Annotated in this window: 16 protein-coding genes; 8 read left to right on the top strand and 8 right to left on the bottom strand. The window is 63.2% G+C overall.

The annotated features are described in order from the left end of the window. Positions 1-39 precede the first annotated feature (39 nt). Positions 40-1,974: a glycosyltransferase gene (locus K3557_RS03585; RefSeq protein WP_259997711.1), complete on the top strand. Its 1,935-nt coding sequence runs from the start codon at positions 40-42 to the stop codon at positions 1,972-1,974. Here K3557_RS03585 and K3557_RS03580 read toward each other — a convergent pair. Beyond that, positions 1,934-2,578, bottom strand: coding sequence for a GntR family transcriptional regulator (locus K3557_RS03580; RefSeq protein WP_259986515.1), 645 nt, complete (start codon positions 2,576-2,578; stop codon positions 1,934-1,936). The two genes, K3557_RS03585 and K3557_RS03580, sit on opposite strands and share 41 nt — an antisense overlap. Before the next feature lie 142 nt (positions 2,579-2,720). Between K3557_RS03580 and K3557_RS03575 the strand changes: the two genes are divergently transcribed. From K3557_RS03575 to K3557_RS03560, 4 genes are all read left to right on the top strand, one after another. Next, entirely contained in the window at positions 2,721-3,365 is a 645-nt protein-coding gene (locus tag K3557_RS03575; protein ID WP_259986523.1) for a pyrimidine 5'-nucleotidase, read from the top strand. 163 nt (positions 3,366-3,528) lie between these two features. Further along, positions 3,529-3,777: a hypothetical protein gene (locus tag K3557_RS03570; protein ID WP_237455677.1), complete on the top strand. Its 249-nt coding sequence runs from the start codon at positions 3,529-3,531 to the stop codon at positions 3,775-3,777. Positions 3,778-3,856: 79 nt separating this feature from the next. Then, entirely contained in the window at positions 3,857-5,053 is a 1,197-nt protein-coding gene (locus K3557_RS03565) for a UbiH/UbiF family hydroxylase (RefSeq protein WP_259997708.1), read from the top strand. Position 5,054: 1 nt separating this feature from the next. Beyond that, the gene (locus K3557_RS03560) at positions 5,055-5,759 is read left to right on the top strand and encodes a M50 family metallopeptidase (RefSeq protein WP_259997706.1); all 705 of its coding nucleotides are present in this window, start codon (positions 5,055-5,057) and stop codon (positions 5,757-5,759) included. On the opposite strand, the gene K3557_RS03555 is transcribed toward K3557_RS03560, so the two are convergent. The 3 genes from K3557_RS03555 to K3557_RS03545 all read right to left on the bottom strand — a co-directional run bounded on the left by K3557_RS03555 (position 5,756) and on the right by K3557_RS03545 (position 7,992). Continuing rightward, positions 5,756-6,880, bottom strand: a complete 1,125-nt coding sequence (locus K3557_RS03555; RefSeq protein WP_259997704.1) for an aminotransferase class V-fold PLP-dependent enzyme — start codon at positions 6,878-6,880, stop codon at positions 5,756-5,758. The two genes, K3557_RS03560 and K3557_RS03555, sit on opposite strands and share 4 nt — an antisense overlap. Before the next feature lie 201 nt (positions 6,881-7,081). Next, entirely contained in the window at positions 7,082-7,540 is a 459-nt protein-coding gene (locus K3557_RS03550; protein WP_259997702.1) for an Lrp/AsnC family transcriptional regulator, read from the bottom strand. Beyond that, positions 7,537-7,992 carry an Lrp/AsnC family transcriptional regulator gene (locus K3557_RS03545; protein ID WP_259997700.1) on the bottom strand — a complete coding sequence of 152 codons (456 nt, stop codon included), beginning with the start codon at positions 7,990-7,992 and terminating at the stop codon, positions 7,537-7,539. Before K3557_RS03545 ends, K3557_RS03550 begins: the two co-directional genes overlap by 4 nt. Before the next feature lie 132 nt (positions 7,993-8,124). Between K3557_RS03545 and ilvC the strand changes: the two genes are divergently transcribed. The 3 genes from ilvC to K3557_RS03530 all read left to right on the top strand — a co-directional run bounded on the left by ilvC (position 8,125) and on the right by K3557_RS03530 (position 11,144). Then, positions 8,125-9,147: a ketol-acid reductoisomerase gene (ilvC, locus tag K3557_RS03540; RefSeq protein WP_024090926.1), complete on the top strand. Its 1,023-nt coding sequence runs from the start codon at positions 8,125-8,127 to the stop codon at positions 9,145-9,147. Between the two features lie 89 nt (positions 9,148-9,236). After that, positions 9,237-10,145: a DMT family transporter gene (locus K3557_RS03535; protein ID WP_259997696.1), complete on the top strand. Its 909-nt coding sequence runs from the start codon at positions 9,237-9,239 to the stop codon at positions 10,143-10,145. Positions 10,146-10,238: 93 nt separating this feature from the next. Continuing rightward, positions 10,239-11,144 (top strand): DMT family transporter, encoded by a 906-nt coding sequence (locus tag K3557_RS03530; protein ID WP_259997693.1) that lies wholly within the window; start codon positions 10,239-10,241, stop codon positions 11,142-11,144. Between the two features lie 15 nt (positions 11,145-11,159). Here the strand turns inward: K3557_RS03530 and glmM are convergent, their stop codons facing one another. The 4 genes from glmM to K3557_RS03510 form a co-directional block, all read right to left on the bottom strand. Further along, a complete protein-coding gene (gene glmM, locus K3557_RS03525) occupies positions 11,160-12,506 on the bottom strand; it encodes a phosphoglucosamine mutase (RefSeq protein ID WP_259986557.1) in 1,347 nt (448 codons plus the stop codon). A gap of 22 nt (positions 12,507-12,528) precedes the next feature. Further along, a complete protein-coding gene (gene folP, locus K3557_RS03520) occupies positions 12,529-13,524 on the bottom strand; it encodes a dihydropteroate synthase (protein ID WP_259986559.1) in 996 nt (331 codons plus the stop codon). After that, positions 13,521-14,441: a dihydroneopterin aldolase gene (locus tag K3557_RS03515; RefSeq protein ID WP_259997691.1), complete on the bottom strand. Its 921-nt coding sequence runs from the start codon at positions 14,439-14,441 to the stop codon at positions 13,521-13,523. The genes folP and K3557_RS03515 overlap by 4 nt, the downstream gene beginning before the upstream one ends. Positions 14,442-14,571: 130 nt before the next feature. Then, a complete protein-coding gene (locus tag K3557_RS03510) occupies positions 14,572-15,225 on the bottom strand; it encodes a cell wall hydrolase (RefSeq protein WP_259986571.1) in 654 nt (217 codons plus the stop codon). Positions 15,226-15,301 lie beyond the last annotated feature (76 nt).

Below are 15,301 nucleotides of genomic sequence, written 5' to 3'. Positions count from 1 at the left end.
CAGCCTGAAGCCCTCAGGTGTTTTTGTTACGGGGTGGCGATGGGTTTTGTGTCTCAGCCGCTGCGGCAGTTCCGCCCGCCGCGGCCCGCCGGGGAGTATTCTCCGGCGCTGCCGCCGCCGGTAAATGGCCGCAGCATGATGAAGGCGCTGGTGCTGCGCCAGCACCAGAAGGCCGCCCTTGGGCGGGTGCTGGTGGCCGAGGGGCTGGCCAGTGAAGACCAGGTCCAGGACACGCTGGCCCGGCAATACCGGATGCAGCGCGCCGACCTAAGCGGCCAGGTCGTCAATCCCCGGCTGCTGGCCCGTAAACCCGCCCAGTTCTGGCTCCGCCACTCTGCGCTTCCGTGGATGCAATTCGGCCAAACCGTCACTGTTGCCATTGCCCACCCGGACCAGTTCGAGATGTTGCGCGGCGAACTGCAGGACAGTTTTGGCTGCATCACGCCGGTGCTGGCCTGCGAAGCGCAGATCACCGCTTTGCTGACCGCGCATTTCAGCCCCGCCCTGGTGCGCCAGGCCTGCTGCAGCGTGAATTCGCGGCAAAGTTGCCGCAGCCTGCAGCCTGCAAGGGGCCGCGCATTGCTGACAGTCTGTGCCCTGCCCGCGCTTTACCTTGGCTGGACCGCCCCTGCGGCGGTCTTCACCGCTCTCAGCCTGCTGGCGCTACTGTCGGTGCTGCTGTTCACCATGCTGAAGCTTTGCGGGCTTGCAGCCTATTGGTCCGGCCGGACCCGCTGCCGGCCTCCGGCGCGACTGCCCCTGGCCTGTCAAATCGGCTTGGGCAGCCGGCCCGTCATCTCAATCCTGGTGCCGCTTTACCAGGAGGCCGAGATCAGCCGTGCACTGCTTACCCGCATCCGCAAGCTCAGCTACCCGCCGGCCCTGACCGATGTGATCCTGGTGCTGGAGGAACATGACGCCGTCACCCGGGCAGCCCTTGCAGCCACCCGCCTGCCGCCTTGGATCCGGGTGGTTGAGGTTCCGGCCTTTGGCGGGCTGACCACCAAGCCGCGGGCGCTGAACTATGCGTTGAACTTCTGCCGTGGCGACATCATCGGTGTCTGGGACGCCGAGGATGCGCCGCAGGCGGATCAGCTGGACCGGGTGGCGCAAGCCTTTGCCCGCGCCGGCAGAAACACGGCCTGTTTTCAAGGTGTTCTTGACTACTACAACCCCGCCACCAATTGGATTTCCCGCTGCTTCACGCTGGAATACGCCAGCTGGTTCCGCATCGTTCTGCACGGAATTTCCCGGCTTGGCCTGGTGGTGCCGCTGGGCGGCACAACAATGTTCATCCGCCGCAAGGTGCTGGAGGAGCTGGGCGGCTGGGATGCCCATAACGTCACCGAGGATGCGGATCTGGGTGTCCGGCTCTACCGCGCCGGCTACCGCACCGGAATGCTGCCCAGCACCACGTTTGAAGAAGCCAACTGCCGTCCCTGGCCCTGGGTCAAGCAACGCTCGCGCTGGCTGAAAGGGTTCATGGTGACCTATCTGGTGCATATGCGCCAGCCGCTGCGGCTGCTGGGTGACCTTGGCTGGAAACGGTTCCTAGGGTTTCAGGCGTTCTTTCTGGGCACCATCGGGCAGTTCCTGTTTGCGCCGGTATTGTGGTCGTTCTGGCTGATAGCGCTTGGCCTGCCGCACCCCAGCGCCGGCACGGCTTCGCCGCTGCTGCTGTCGCTGGCGGCCGCGGCGCTGGTGTTTTTCGAGTTGCTGGGACTGGTCATCAGCGTCACCGCCGCCTTTGCCATGGGTCGGCCCTGGCTGGCGGCCTGGGCGCCTGCGATGATCCTCTACTATCCGATGGGCGCCATTGCTGTCACCAAAGCAGCGCATGAGCTGCTCGTCCGGCCGTTTTTCTGGGACAAGACGGCGCATGGCATCAAACCCGCATCCAAATGCCGCGGTGCATGGCTTTGGGGCTGGCGGTTTATCCCCGCCCGCTGGCGTCCTGCTTCAGCCGGGTCATGAAAGCAATCGAGATATGTTCCTTCAGCGCCTCGCCCGCTGCTGCCTCGTCGCGGCGGCCGATTGCATCAACGATACCCTTGTGCTCGGACTGGGCAATCTCGCTGCGGCCCTCGGCGGCCAGAGAGGTCGTCGCCATCAGCGCCATGGTCCGGTGCACCAGGTCCAGCTGCTGCACCAGATAGCGGTTGTGCGACGCCAAATGGATCTGTTCATGGAACCGGCGGTTAGCCTTGGACAGCGCCAATGGATCACTGATCAACTGGTCGTCGGCCTCGACCATTTCTTTCAGCACCTTGATCTCTTCTTCGGTGGCATGGCGCGCCGCCAGCTGTGCTGCCAGCCCTTCCAGCTCGCGCCGGACCACATACAGCTCGGCCATCTGGTTGTGGTCGAGCGAGGCAACAATCAGCGACCGCCCGTCACGCTCCAGCAGCGATTGCGTCTCCAGCCGCTGCAGCGCCTCGCGGATCGGAGTGCGCGAGACGCCAAAGCGTTCGGCAAGATCGCTCTCCACCAGCCGGTCGCCGGGCTTGTAAACGCCAACGTCGATCGCCTCGAGGATCAACGCATAGGCATCTTTCTGGTTGCTGCGGCTCTGGCTCATGGGTCTTCCTGTCATTTCCGGTTTGCCAATCTCTACAGCGCAGCGGGCAGCAATCAACCCTGATGGCGCTAAAGCGCTGAAAACCCGCAGTCAAAATGCGCTTTTGATTGCAATAGCGGCATCCGCCCCGTAATCCGGCACCATGCCCAAGCAATCCTTTTCCCATGTCACCCAATGGGTGTTCGATCTCGACAACACCCTGTATCCGCCGTCAGCACGGCTGTTTGACCAGATTGAGGTCAAGATGACGGCCTATGTGATGGCAGCCCTAGGCGTGGATAAGGCCAAGGCCGACCACCTGCGCAGCCATTACTGGCGCGAACACGGCACCACATTGGCCGGGCTGATGCGCGAGCATGATCTGGATCCGGAACCCTATCTGGTGGCGGTGCATGACATCTCGATGGAGCCTCTTGAAAAGGACGCTGGCCTGGCTGCGAACATCCGCAATCTGCCTGGCCAAAAGTTCGTTTATACCAATGGTACCGCTCCATATGCCGAGCGGGTTCTGGCCGCGCGCGGGCTGTCGGGGCTGTTTGACGGCGTCTATGGCGTGGAACACGCGGATTACCACCCCAAGCCGGAACGGCGCGCCTTTGACCGGGTCTTTGCCCGCGCCGGCGTAACCCCGGACCAGGCGGCAATGTTCGAGGATGACGCCCGCAACCTTGCCGCCCCGCACCAGATGGGAATGCGCACGGTGCATGTGGCGCCGGAACCGGTCAGGGCCGCGCACATTCATCACCATTCGGAAGATTTGACGGGTTTTCTGGCTGCTCTGGCCTGAGGTCCTGTCTCTGCAGGCGGCGCATTCCGAGATCTTTTGCCGCCTCCAGGGATGTGTACAACTGCACACCGGCAAATCTTTGCAACTGCGGCAAAATATACCTGTTTGCCGCATGTTTTCCTCCCTATATGCGCCCCGAAACCGAATGCTTGGAGCCCGACCGATGAGCGCATATGCCCTTCCCGAACGCCTGACCCTGATGCAGCGCATGCTGTTTGCCGTGCCGCTGCTGGGACGGATGATCAAAGAGGTCGCTTACGGCCCGGATGAAAATCTCTATTACGCCATTGCAACGCTGGTCAGCCTTTGGGGCTGTTCGATCCTGCTGTTCGGCATTCCCGGTCTGTACATCCCGGCGGTCTGCATGGTGCCGGTGGTGTTCACACTGCTGATCTCCATCACCCGCGGCTAAGCGCCCTATCTGCCGCTATCGGCTTGTCTTCCCCCGCTGTCCGGGCCTATTTCTGGCGCCAGAACGGAGGGCTGATACGATGGCCGATACCTGCGATATCCTGATTTCCGGCGGCGGCATTGCGGGTCTGACCGCGGCCGCCGCTTTTGCGTCCAGCGGTTTCAGTGTGATCTGCGCCGATCCCGCCCCGCCGGTGACCGAGCGCGACGCCGAAGGCTCCGACCTGCGCACCACCGCGTTTCTGCAGCCCGCCCAGGCGCTGCTGGAGCGCTGCGGGATCTGGGCGCGGCTGGCGGATCACGCCGCGCCGTTGCAGGTCATGCGCATCGTCGATGCCGGCGGTGCGCGGCCCGAACCGCGGGTGGTCAAGGATTTCAACGCCGCCGATATCTCCGGCCAGCCATTTGGCTGGAACCTGCCCAATTGGCTGTTGCGGCGCGAGATGATAGCCCGGCTGGCAGAGCTGCCCAATGTCGATTTGCGCTTTGGCACCGGCACCACCGGCCTGTTTACCCGCACCGATGAGGCACGCGTCACCCTCAGCGATGGCAGCCAAGTGACCGCAAAAATGGTGGTGGCTTGCGACGGCCGCAACTCGCCGATGCGCGAGGCGGCGGGCATTCCGGTCAAGACAACCCGCTACGGGCAAAAGGCGCTGGCCTTTGCCGTCACCCATGTGGTGCCGCATGAAAATGTCTCAACCGAGATCCACCGCTCCGGCGGGCCGTTCACTCTGGTACCCCTGCCCGACTACCAGAGCCAGCCGTCCTCCGCGATTGTCTGGATGGAGCGCGGCCCCAAGGCGCAGGACCTCTTAAACCTGGAGCCAGCCGCCTTTGAGGCCGCCATGACGGAACGCAGCTGCGGTTTGTTCGGCGATCTGAAACTGGCCTCGCGCCGCACCATCTGGCCGATCATCAGCCAGTCGGCAGAGCGGCTGAATGGCGAACGGCTGGCGCTGATGGCCGAAGCCGCCCATGTGGTGCCGCCGATCGGCGCGCAAGGCCTTAACATGTCGCTGGGCGATCTGCGCAGCCTGCTGGAACTGGCGGAGGCCCGCCGCGAAGGCCTGGGCGATGCGCAGATGCTGTCCGCCTACCACAAGGCGCGCCACAATGAGATCATGCTGCGGGTGAAAGGCATCGACCTTTTGAACCGCACCTCGATGCTGGCGCCGCGCCCCCTGCGCGACCTGCGCGCATTCGGCCTCAACGCGCTTTACTCGCTGGCACCAGTGCGCAAGACGCTGATGCAGATGGGGCTTGGTGTGAAATAACATGCGGGCTGCCGGACGCTTTCTGAAAGGCCACTGGCAGCTCTTCTGCCTGACCCTGGCGATTGCCATCCTCTGGCAAACCCCGGCACTGGTACCCCTGCGCATCCTGACCGTCTTTTTGCACGAACTGTCACACGCAGCAGCAACCCTGCTCACCGGCGGCGACGTGGTCAGCCTCACCATCGATCCCAATGAGGGCGGCAGGGTGGTCTCTCGTGGCGGCAGCCGCTTTCTGACGCTCACGGCAGGCTATACCGGCTCGCTGCTGATCGGCTCTGCCCTGTTCGTGATTGCCCTGCGCACCGACTGGGATCGCAGGGTGCTCGCCGTCTTCGGCGCCATCACGCTGACGGTGGCAACCTTCTACGCGCGCGACGTGTTTGCGCTTGGCTTCACTCTCGCCACCGGCGCACTGATGCTGGCGGCATCCCGGTATCTAAGCCTGAATATCAATGACATGATCCTGCGGGTGATCGCGGTCAGCAGCATGATCTATGCGCCGCTCGACATCTGGGACGACACGATTGCGCGCTCCTACCTGCGCTCCGACGCGCGGATGATGGCCGAGGAATTCGGCGGCGCAACCATGCTGTGGGGAGGAATTTGGCTGGCCATCAGCCTTGGGGTGATCTGGCTCACCCTGCGCCATGGGCTGGGCCGCACAAGCAATATTCCCTTGCGCAGCCCAGTCCGGATTTTGCGCTAAAGCACCTGATCCACGACCGATTTCAGCCGCGCGATAGTAGCATCCACATCATAGAGTTTATCCAGGCCGAACAGACCCAGCCGGAAGGTGCGGAAATCCGCAGGCTCATCGCATTGCAGCGGAACGCCGGCCGCGATCTGGGTGCCCAGCGCCAGGAACTTCTTGCCGTTCTGCACATCCGGTTCGCTGGTATAACTGACCACCACGCCCGGCGCGCCAAAACCATCCGCCGCCACGGAGGTGATGCCCTTCTCCTTCAGCATAGCCCGCACGCCATTGCCCAGCGCCCACTGCGCATCGCGCAGTTTACCGAACCCGTATTCCTTGGTCTCCAGCATGGTATCCCGGAAATCCTTCAGCGCGTCCGTCGGCATGGTGGCATGATAGGCGTGGCCGCCGTCCTCATAGGCCTTCATGATGGTGCGCCACTGCTTCAGGTTGATGGCAAAGCTGTCCGAAGTGGTCTCCTCCAGCCGCGCCAGCGCACGGTCCGAGAACATCACCAGACCGGCAGAGGGCGACGCGCTCCAGCCCTTCTGCGGCGCGGAGATCAGCACGTCGACGCCGGTTGCCTTCATGTCGACCCAGGCGCAGCCCGAGGCAATGCAGTCCAGCACCACCAGCGCGCCAACCTCATGCGCAGCCGCGGCCATGGCGGTCACATATTCGTCGGGCAGGATCACCCCCGCAGCGGTTTCCACATGCGGGGCAAAGACGATATCCGGCTTCTGTTCCTTGATCGCCGCCACCACATCCGCAATCGGTGCAGGCTCAAAGGGCGAGGCACTCTCATTGCCGGTGCGGCGCGCCTTCATCACGGTCGAGGACGCGGTAAACCCGCCCGTCTCGAAAATCTGGCTCCAGCGGTAGGAGAACCAGCCGTTCCGCACCACCAGCGCGTCGGAACCGCGGGCGAACTGGCGAGCAACCGCCTCCATCGCATAGGTGCCGCCGCCCGGCACCAGCGCCACGGCTTCGGCGTTATAGACCTCTTTCAGCATCCCGTTGATGTCCAGCATCACGGTCTGAAAGGTCTTGGACATGTGATTGAGCGAGCGGTCGGTGAAAACCACCGAGAATTCATCCAGACCCTGCGGGTCCACGGTATCGAGCAGTGCCATCTGGGCCTCCGTTGATATTCCTCAATTAACGGCTAGCCGGTGCCGCGCGGTTTGGCAAAGCCTACCGTGGCATACAGCACCGCCGCCGTTCTCCGAAGGGGGATACTGGCGAAACGGAAAGGAAAAGACAGCCCAGTCACGACAGAAATCACCCGCATTTGCGCCAAGCGGGTTTCGGATCGGCAACAAAGGTGCACAGACTCACCCCAGCGGCCCCGGCCTGCGCTCCTCGCTCAGCAGCACGTTGGCCTCGACATTGCCCACCCCCGGCAGGGTCATCACCCGGCGGCGCAGTACCCGTTCGAAATCCGAGATGTCCCGCGCTGTCACCCGCAAGCGGTAGTCATACATGCCCAGCACATGCTCCACCGTCTGTACTTCTGGAATGGCGGAAACTGCGCGTTCGAAATCCTCCAGGCTGACCCTTCCCTTGGTGGCCAGTTTCACACCAAGGAAAACGGTAACGCCAAATCCCAGCTTCTCCTTGTCGAGATCCAGCCTGCGGCCCGCGATGATCCCCGCCTCCTGCAGCCGCTTGATCCGCCGCCAGCTGGCGGGCTGGCTGAGGCCCAGCTGCCGCCCCAGCGCCCCTGCGGACAGCGTCGCATCTTCTGACAGCGCCCGCAGCAGGGCAAAGTCAAGATCGTCCAGCGTGTTCATACCGGCAGCACTTCGTCCGATTTGATCCGCGCCACATGCATCAGTGCCTCGATGTCGGTGATATGCGGCAGGTTCAGAATGGCGGCGCGGTAGATCTGCTGGTAATGCGGCATGTCCCGCGCGATCACCGAAAGCCGCACATCGACCTGGCCCAGAAAGGTCTGGATCTCGATCACCTCAGCAATGCCGCGGGCGGATTCAATGAATTCATCAAAGGCGCGCGGGTTGGTCTTGTCCAGCGTCACCCGCAGCGACACCTCCACCGTGTAGCCTAGTGCGCGCCAGTCGATTATCGCCCGCTGGCCCAGGATCACACCGCCCTCGCGCAGCTTCTCCAGCCGCCGCGACAAGCGCGAGGCCGTCATACCCAGCCGTTCGGCCAGATCCGGAATCGGTTGCCCCGGCTCGCTTTGCAGATGGCGGAGAATGCGCCGGTCAAGATCATCAAGCATGAATTTGTCACTATCATGGAAAATAGCGAATAACTATGGCAAATAATCCGCCAAATTCATACGGAACGGCAATCGCCTTCCCCGCTCACTTCCTTATGATACCCTCAAACACCAATGGAAAGGACGTGGATCATGCGCGTTTATTACGACCGCGATTGCGATGTGAACCTGATCAAGGACAAAAAAGTGGCCATCCTGGGCTATGGCTCCCAGGGCCACGCTCACGCGCTGAACCTGCGCGACAGCGGCGCCAAGAACCTTGTCGTTGCGCTGCGCGAAGGCTCCCCCTCGGCCAAGAAAGCCGAAGGCGAAGGCCTGAAGGTCATGGGCATCGCAGAAGCGGCCGCTTGGTGCGACGTGATCATGTTCACCATGCCCGACGAACTGCAGGCTGAGACCTACAAGAAATACGTCCACGACAACATCCGTCCGGGTGCCGCCATCGCGTTTGCCCACGGCCTGAACGTGCACTTCGGCCTGATTGAGCCGAAAGAAGGCGTCGACGTCATCATGATGGCGCCCAAAGGCCCCGGCCACACCGTGCGCGGCGAATACACCAAAGGCGGCGGCGTGCCCTGCCTGGTTGCGGTTCACAATGACGCCACCGGCAAAGCGCTGGAAACCGGCCTGTCCTATTGCTCCGCCATCGGCGGCGGCCGCTCGGGCATCATCGAGACCAACTTCCGTGAAGAATGCGAAACCGACCTGTTCGGTGAACAGGCAGTTCTGTGCGGCGGCCTGGTAGAGCTGATCCGCTGCGGTTTCGAGACCCTGGTCGAAGCTGGCTACGCGCCGGAAATGGCCTATTTCGAGTGCCTGCACGAAGTGAAGCTGATCGTCGACCTGATCTATGAAGGCGGCATCGCTAACATGGACTACTCGATCTCCAACACCGCCGAGTACGGCCAGTACGTCACCGGCCCGCGCATCCTGAAGTACGACGAAACCAAAGCCCGCATGAAGGAAGTCCTGAACGACATCCAGCAGGGTAAATTCGTCCGCGACTTCATGCTGGAAAACGCGGTTGGCCAGCCGACCATCAAAGCGTCCCGCCGTGCCAACGACGAGCACGCGATCGAGGCAACCGGCGCCAAGCTGCGCGGCATGATGCCGTGGATCTCGGCCGGCAAGATGGTCGACAAAGAGAAGAACTAAGGCGCCCGCGGACATTTCCGCTGACCTTACCTCTGCAGGGCGCTCCATTTTGGGGCGCCCTTTTTGCTCCGAGACATTGAGACATTTCCATGCCAGACTCCCCCGGCGCCGCCAATTGGGCCAAACTTCTGTTCCTCGGAGTGATCTGGGGTGCGTCCTTCATGGCGGTGTCGCTGGCTCTCAGAGGCTTTCCGCCAATGACCATCGCCGCGCTGCGGATCTCGATCGGCGCGCTTTGCCTGCTGGCAGTGATTTCTGCTATGGGGATCGGCTTGCCCTCCCTGCGCACGCGGGATGGCCGCATCATCTGGGCCTGCGCCATTGGCATGGGGTTCTTCACCAACGCCCTGCCGTTCACCCTGCTCAGCTGGGGGCAGACTTATGTGGCCAGCGGCTTTGCCGGAGTCTGCATGGCCGTCGTACCGCTGTTTGTGCTGCCGCTGGCGCATCTGCTGGTGCCGGGCGAGCATATGACCCTGCGCCGCACCATCAGCTTCCTGATCGGTTTTGCCGGTGTGGTGGTGCTGATCGGGCTCGATGCCTTCCGCTCTGCCGGCAGCGATTTTGAATCGCTGGCCCGCCTCGCCTGCCTCGGCGCGTCGCTGTGTTATGCCATCGGTTCGATTATCACCCGGCTCTGCCCGCAAGTGAACATGCTGTCGCTCTCTGCCGCGGCGCTGCTGTGCGGTGCTGCTATGATGACCCCGGCAGCCCTCTGGGCCGAAGGCGTGCCGGAACTGCCCGCCGCGCTGCCGCTGGGCGCCGTCATCTACCTCGGCCTGCTGCCCACGGCGCTGGCGCAGGTGCTGCTGGTCCAGGTCGCCCGCAGTGCAGGTCCTGCATTCCTGTCCACCGTGAACTATCAGGTGCCGGTCTGGTCGGTGATCTTTGGCGCCGCCCTGCTGGGAGAAACACTGCCGCCGCAGCTGTTTGCAGCTTTGGCTTTGATCCTCGGCGGGCTGCTCCTTAGCCGCAACCGCCGCCTGCGCGCGGTCTAGGGTTAAAAACACTTCGATCGATAACAAAGCAATTGCCATTGACCCCGTCCGCCCGGCGGAGTCTTTTCGCCCTGTAAACCGCAGGAGAACCCCATGCCCGGCATCGCCCCGCGTTATTGGATGATGATCGCCGCCCTTGGTTTGGTTTGGGGCGCGACCTTTCTGCTGATCAAGCTGGCACTGGACGGCATCACCCCGTTCTGGCTGGCGGCCAGCCGGATCGGATTTGCCGCGCTGCTCCTGTGCGCCGTTTGGGGCTGGCGCGGGTTCAAGCTGTTCCGGGGCAAGGCCAACTGGCCCTCGCTGATCCTCATCGGCATCCTTAGCACCGCCCTGCCTTTCATGATGATCTCCTGGGGGCAGCAGCATGTCTCCTCGGGTTTTACCGGCGTCAGCATGGCGGCGATCCCGTTGATGGTGCTGCCGCTGGCGCATTTCTTTGTGCCGGGTGAGCAGATGACCCTGCGCCGCCTGATTGGCTTCAGCATCGGGTTTGCCGGTGTTGCCCTGCTGATCGGAGGCAAGGCGTTTGAAACCAGCGGCGCCGCGCTGGAACCCTATGGCCGCGCCGCCTGCCTGTCGGCGGCGGCCTGTTACTCGGTCAGCTCGATCCTGACCCGCCGCCTGCCGCCCGCCGATCCGGTCGGGTTGGCAGCAATCTTTCTGGTGATCGGCTGTTTCATCATCTTCCCGGCGGCCTGGGCCGCCGAAGGCCCGCCGGTGATGCCGGACACAAAGACACTGGCAATTGCCGCCATCCTCGGCCTGATCCCTACTGCTGCTGCCAACCTGCTGCGCGTCATCGTGGTTCGGGAAGCGGGACCAACCTTCATGACCTTGACCAACTATCAGGTGCCGGTCTGGGCCGTGGTGCTGGGTGCTGTCTTCCTGGGTGAGGATCTGCCGCCCTCGATGCTGCTGGCAATGGGGATGATCCTGGGCGGTCTCGGCCTCAGCCAGTTCGGCAAGCTAAGCCGCCTGTTCACCAAAGGCGGCTAAGCGCCCCCAGCCAAGTTACTCTGCGACGGCGGCCTCAACCGCAGCCACCACGCTGTCAACTGCCAGCGCCATCAGCCCCGCGTCCTCGCATTCCGCCATTACCCGCACCAGAGGTTCGGTTCCGGACTTGCGGATCAGCAGCCGCCCCTGACCGGTCAGTGCTTTCTCAGCAGCGGCAATCGCCTCCTGCACGCGCTCATCGTCCAATGGCGCCTGGCCGGACTGGAAGCGCACATTGCGCAGCCGCTGCGGCACGGTCTGGAACTGATGCGCCAGCTCAGACGCCAATTTGCCAGTCTGCACCATCTCAGCCAGGAAATGCAGCCCCGCCATCAACCCGTCGCCGGTGGTGGCGTAATCGCTCATCACGATGTGGCCCGACTGCTCACCGCCCAGGTTAAAGCCGCCCTCGCGCATCCGCTCCACCACATAGCGGTCGCCGACGGCAGTGCGCTCCAGCCCCAGCCCCTTGCTTTCCAGATGCCGTTCCAGCCCGAGGTTCGACATCACCGTCGCGACCAGCGCGCCGCCTGCCAGCTGGCCCTGCTCCGCCCAGCGGGTGGCCAGCAAGGCCATCAGCTGATCGCCATCGGCCACGGTGCCAGTCTCGTCAATCACGATCACCCGGTCGGCATCGCCATCCAGGCAAATACCGGCATGGGCGCCATGCGCCACGACCGCCTCAGCGGCGGTTTGCGGCTGGGTTGAACCGCAGCCGCGATTGATGTTCAAACCATCCGGCGAGACGCCAACCGGGATGACCTCGGCGCCCAGCTCCCACAGGACCTCGGGCGCCGCCCGGTGGGCTGCACCATTGGCGCAATCGATTACCACTTTCAGCCCGTTCAAGCCAAGATTGCGCGGCAGCGAGCTTTTGACCCGCTCGCCATAACGAAACCGGGCATCGTCAATCCGCTTGGCGCGGCCGATATTGGCAGCCTGCGCGGCTTCGACCCCCGCATCGATAAGGGCTTCGATCTCCATCTCGGCGCTGTCCGACAGTTTGAACCCGTCGGGGCCGAAGAACTTGATGCCGTTATCCTCGGATGGGTTGTGACTGGCCGAGATCATCACCCCCAAGTCGGCCCGCATCGACCGCGTCATCAGCCCCACTGCGGGCGTCGGCACCGGCCCCAGCAGCAGCACATTCATACCGGTCGAGGTCAGCCCGGCCGTTAGTGCGTTTTCAAACATATAGCCGGACAGCCTTGTGTCCTTGCCGATCACCACCCGGTGCACGCCAGACCCGTCGCGCCGGAAGTAACGCCCGACTGCGGCGCCGATGCGCAGCGCCATCTCGGCGGTCATGGGATGGGTATTGGCAGTGCCGCGCACGCCATCAGTGCCAAAGAGTTTACGCATTATGCTTTTCCTGCCAAAAGCCTCAGCGGACGGCCTGCCAAAGTCGCAGCGCCTGAACCGTTTCAGCAACGTCATGCACCCGCAGGAATTGCACGCCTTGCCCCAACGCCGCAAGCCCCACTGCGATTGAGCCAGGCGCGCGGGCATCCGCGCGCGGCTCCTTGCCGATTTTACCGATGAACCCCTTGCGGGAAACGCCCAGCAAAATAGGGCAGCCAAGCCCGTGGAACAGGCTGAGATTGCGCAGCAGCGTCAGATTATGCGCCTGCGTCTTGCCAAAACCGATGCCGGGATCAATCACGATCTGTTCGCGGATCACCCCGATGGCCTCCAGCCGGTCGATCTGATCGCTCAGGAAGTCATAAACGTCCAGCAGCACATTGGCGTAATGCGGGTCCTGTTGCATGGTGGCAGGATCGCCCTGCGCATGCATGATACAGACCGGCACGCTGGCCTGGGCTGCCAACGGTGCCAGCGCCGGATCGAATGTGAAGCCTGAGACGTCGTTCAGCAGGTTTGCCCCCGCCTCCATCGCTTCCATGCCCACGGTGGCCTTGCGGGTATCAATGGAGACCGGCACCGGGCTGGCCGCCCGGATTGCTGCGATTACCGGCGCGGTGCGGTCTATCTCTTCGGCCTCGGAAACCTCTTCGGCGCCCGGGCGGGTGGATTCGCCGCCGACGTCAATGATAGTGGCGCCCTCCTCCACCATCCGCAGGGCTGCCGCCTTGCCGGCCTCGACACCGGAATGCCGTCCGCCGTCCGAAAAACTGTCCGGGGTCGCATTCAGGATGCCCATGATCTGCGGCTGGGTCATATCCAGCCCGGCAATCGACGCACGCCGCGCGCTTAAGCGGCGGCGTTCCTTCTCGGGCACCAGCCCTGCCGGTGCGATCCGCGGCGGTGCGTCGCGGCTCAGGATTTCAACCTCGGTAAACCACAGGGCACTGCCTGCCAGCGGGACCGCACCTTCGGGGCGCGCCTCGCCATGCTGAACCAATGGCCGGTAATATATCACAGTTGTGTTTGCTCCACGCTGACGGCCCGCAAGGGGACACCGGGATTATCAGGCAAATCCCCGCCAAGCACAATCATTTCACCCGCCTCAAAGGTCGCCGCAAACCAGGCCGCCAGCGCAACCGAGTTCGACGGCGGCGCCGAGGGGCCTTCCACCGCGTCCAGCACGATCTTGGACGGCGCCCAGACGCAGATCTGGCGGTTCTTGATCGCCCAGTCCAGCTCGGTCCGGGTCGAAACCACCACGCAACGGTCATCCTTGGCGGCAAGGCGCCAGGCGTTCTGTTCGATTGCCAGCAGATCGATCCGGCGCTGTGTCCATTTGTGACCGGTGGTGGGGACCTCCAGCAGGTGGGCGCCAACGCACAGGATCAGCGGCCGCCGGCGGCATTCCATCTGGTCGATCCAGGCGGTCAGGTTGCCGCTGTCGATTGCTTCGTTAGACAGATACATCAGCCGCGGATGCGGGCGCTCTTCCTCGTCCACCGGATGGGTGATCTGATCCTTGGAGCGCACCACTTCGACGCCCAGCGCACCGGGCCCGCGGTCCAGTTTTTCGATCCGCACAAAGGCGCGCACCGCCTGATGCTCCAGCAGAATTCGCTCGGCCACCCGTTCGGCCAGGGTCTCCAAAAGGTTCAGCCGCTCGGCCGCCAGCTCATGGGCAATCGCCTCGGTCAGCTTGTCATAAGACAGAATCCGGTCGACATCGTCATCCAGGTCCTTGGGCAACGGCGCAATTTCGACCACCACATTGAAGCTGATCCGCTGGGTCGAGCCGCGCTCGGCCTGGAAGGCACCGATCTCTACCTCGACAGTGTGGTCCCGCAGGGAAATGCGGTCCAGCGGTCCGGGCGCGGCAGTGGCCACAGAACGCTCGGACGGGTGCGCAAAGGCAAGGCGGATTTCAGAGGGCATGGGAAAACGGGCCTTTGGCTGGCAGTGTCAGGTAATGGGACCCAACAATAGTATTTCAACGCCGTCATAACAGGCCCGCAAACGCCACGCCAGTAGCCGAAAGCGGCACTGGCGTGGCGCCTTCAGGCGGTCAGTTGCTCAGCGCCGTCCGGTAACGTTCGTCACGGTAGAACAGATGCACACCGATGCGCGCTGTGTTTGTGAAGGTGCGGCTCCAGCGCGGCCGGACCGCGGTGGTATGATAGTAGGTCGCACCGCCGGTCAGCTCTGACTTCAGCCCGTTCAGCGCGGCGCGTGCCACCTTGGCCACCCGCTGATACGCCTTCTTTTCGTTGATCACTTCCTTGTGGCCATCGCAGGTATAGGTGAACTGGCACTGGTACTTGCGCCCGGTTCCCTGCTTGATCACACCGCAAAGCGAATTCGGGAATTGCGCGCTCTTGACCCGGTTCAGGATCACTTCGGCCACTGCGAACTGGCCTTTTACGGTTTCACCGCGGGCCTCGAAATACAGCGCTTCGGCCAGACAGGCGAATTGCTCGCCGCCGGCAGCTTTCGGCTGGGCATCCAGCCACGCCTTGCTGTATTCGATCTGCGGCCGCGCCTTGCGGCTCTTGAACGCGTTGTTGCGGATCCCGAAAAACCCGCTGAACTTCCGCGCAGGCACTGCACTCAAACTGGCCTGTTCACGCTCGATCAGCGTACCCAGACCGGTTTCGGCAGCAACACTCTTACCCATCGCGATGGTGGCAGCCATCACGGCAATCATAGTCAACAATTTCATTCAGGGTTCCCCCGTCCTAGCAGCTTGTGCCCGGTTCCCCCGGCACATGCGGTCGCATCCCTTAAGGTAAAAGACC

Origin of the sequence: Leisingera sp. M523, from assembly GCF_025141335.1 — a bacterium.
In the GTDB taxonomy this organism is placed as follows: Bacteria; Pseudomonadota; Alphaproteobacteria; order Rhodobacterales; family Rhodobacteraceae; genus Leisingera.
This window is presented reverse-complemented; position numbering and strand designations above follow the sequence as displayed.

What these genes read in the sequence shown, in the direction of transcription:
- K3557_RS03585 (WP_259997711.1), top strand. Translation starts at nt 40, where the DNA reads ATGGGTTTTGTGTCTCAGCCGCTGCGGCAGTTCCGCCCGCCGCGGCCC.
- K3557_RS03580 (WP_259986515.1), bottom strand. Translation starts at nt 2,578, where the DNA reads ATGAGCCAGAGCCGCAGCAACCAGAAAGATGCCTATGCGTTGATCCTC.
- K3557_RS03575 (WP_259986523.1), top strand. Translation starts at nt 2,721, where the DNA reads ATGCCCAAGCAATCCTTTTCCCATGTCACCCAATGGGTGTTCGATCTC.
- K3557_RS03570 (WP_237455677.1), top strand. Translation starts at nt 3,529, where the DNA reads ATGAGCGCATATGCCCTTCCCGAACGCCTGACCCTGATGCAGCGCATG.
- K3557_RS03565 (WP_259997708.1), top strand. Translation starts at nt 3,857, where the DNA reads ATGGCCGATACCTGCGATATCCTGATTTCCGGCGGCGGCATTGCGGGT.
- K3557_RS03560 (WP_259997706.1), top strand. Translation starts at nt 5,055, where the DNA reads ATGCGGGCTGCCGGACGCTTTCTGAAAGGCCACTGGCAGCTCTTCTGC.
- K3557_RS03555 (WP_259997704.1), bottom strand. Translation starts at nt 6,880, where the DNA reads ATGGCACTGCTCGATACCGTGGACCCGCAGGGTCTGGATGAATTCTCG.
- K3557_RS03550 (WP_259997702.1), bottom strand. Translation starts at nt 7,540, where the DNA reads ATGAACACGCTGGACGATCTTGACTTTGCCCTGCTGCGGGCGCTGTCA.
- K3557_RS03545 (WP_259997700.1), bottom strand. Translation starts at nt 7,992, where the DNA reads ATGCTTGATGATCTTGACCGGCGCATTCTCCGCCATCTGCAAAGCGAG.
- ilvC (WP_024090926.1), top strand. Translation starts at nt 8,125, where the DNA reads ATGCGCGTTTATTACGACCGCGATTGCGATGTGAACCTGATCAAGGAC.
- K3557_RS03535 (WP_259997696.1), top strand. Translation starts at nt 9,237, where the DNA reads ATGCCAGACTCCCCCGGCGCCGCCAATTGGGCCAAACTTCTGTTCCTC.
- K3557_RS03530 (WP_259997693.1), top strand. Translation starts at nt 10,239, where the DNA reads ATGCCCGGCATCGCCCCGCGTTATTGGATGATGATCGCCGCCCTTGGT.
- glmM (WP_259986557.1), bottom strand. Translation starts at nt 12,506, where the DNA reads ATGCGTAAACTCTTTGGCACTGATGGCGTGCGCGGCACTGCCAATACC.
- K3557_RS03515 (WP_259997691.1), bottom strand. Translation starts at nt 14,441, where the DNA reads ATGCCCTCTGAAATCCGCCTTGCCTTTGCGCACCCGTCCGAGCGTTCT.
- K3557_RS03510 (WP_259986571.1), bottom strand. Translation starts at nt 15,225, where the DNA reads ATGAAATTGTTGACTATGATTGCCGTGATGGCTGCCACCATCGCGATG.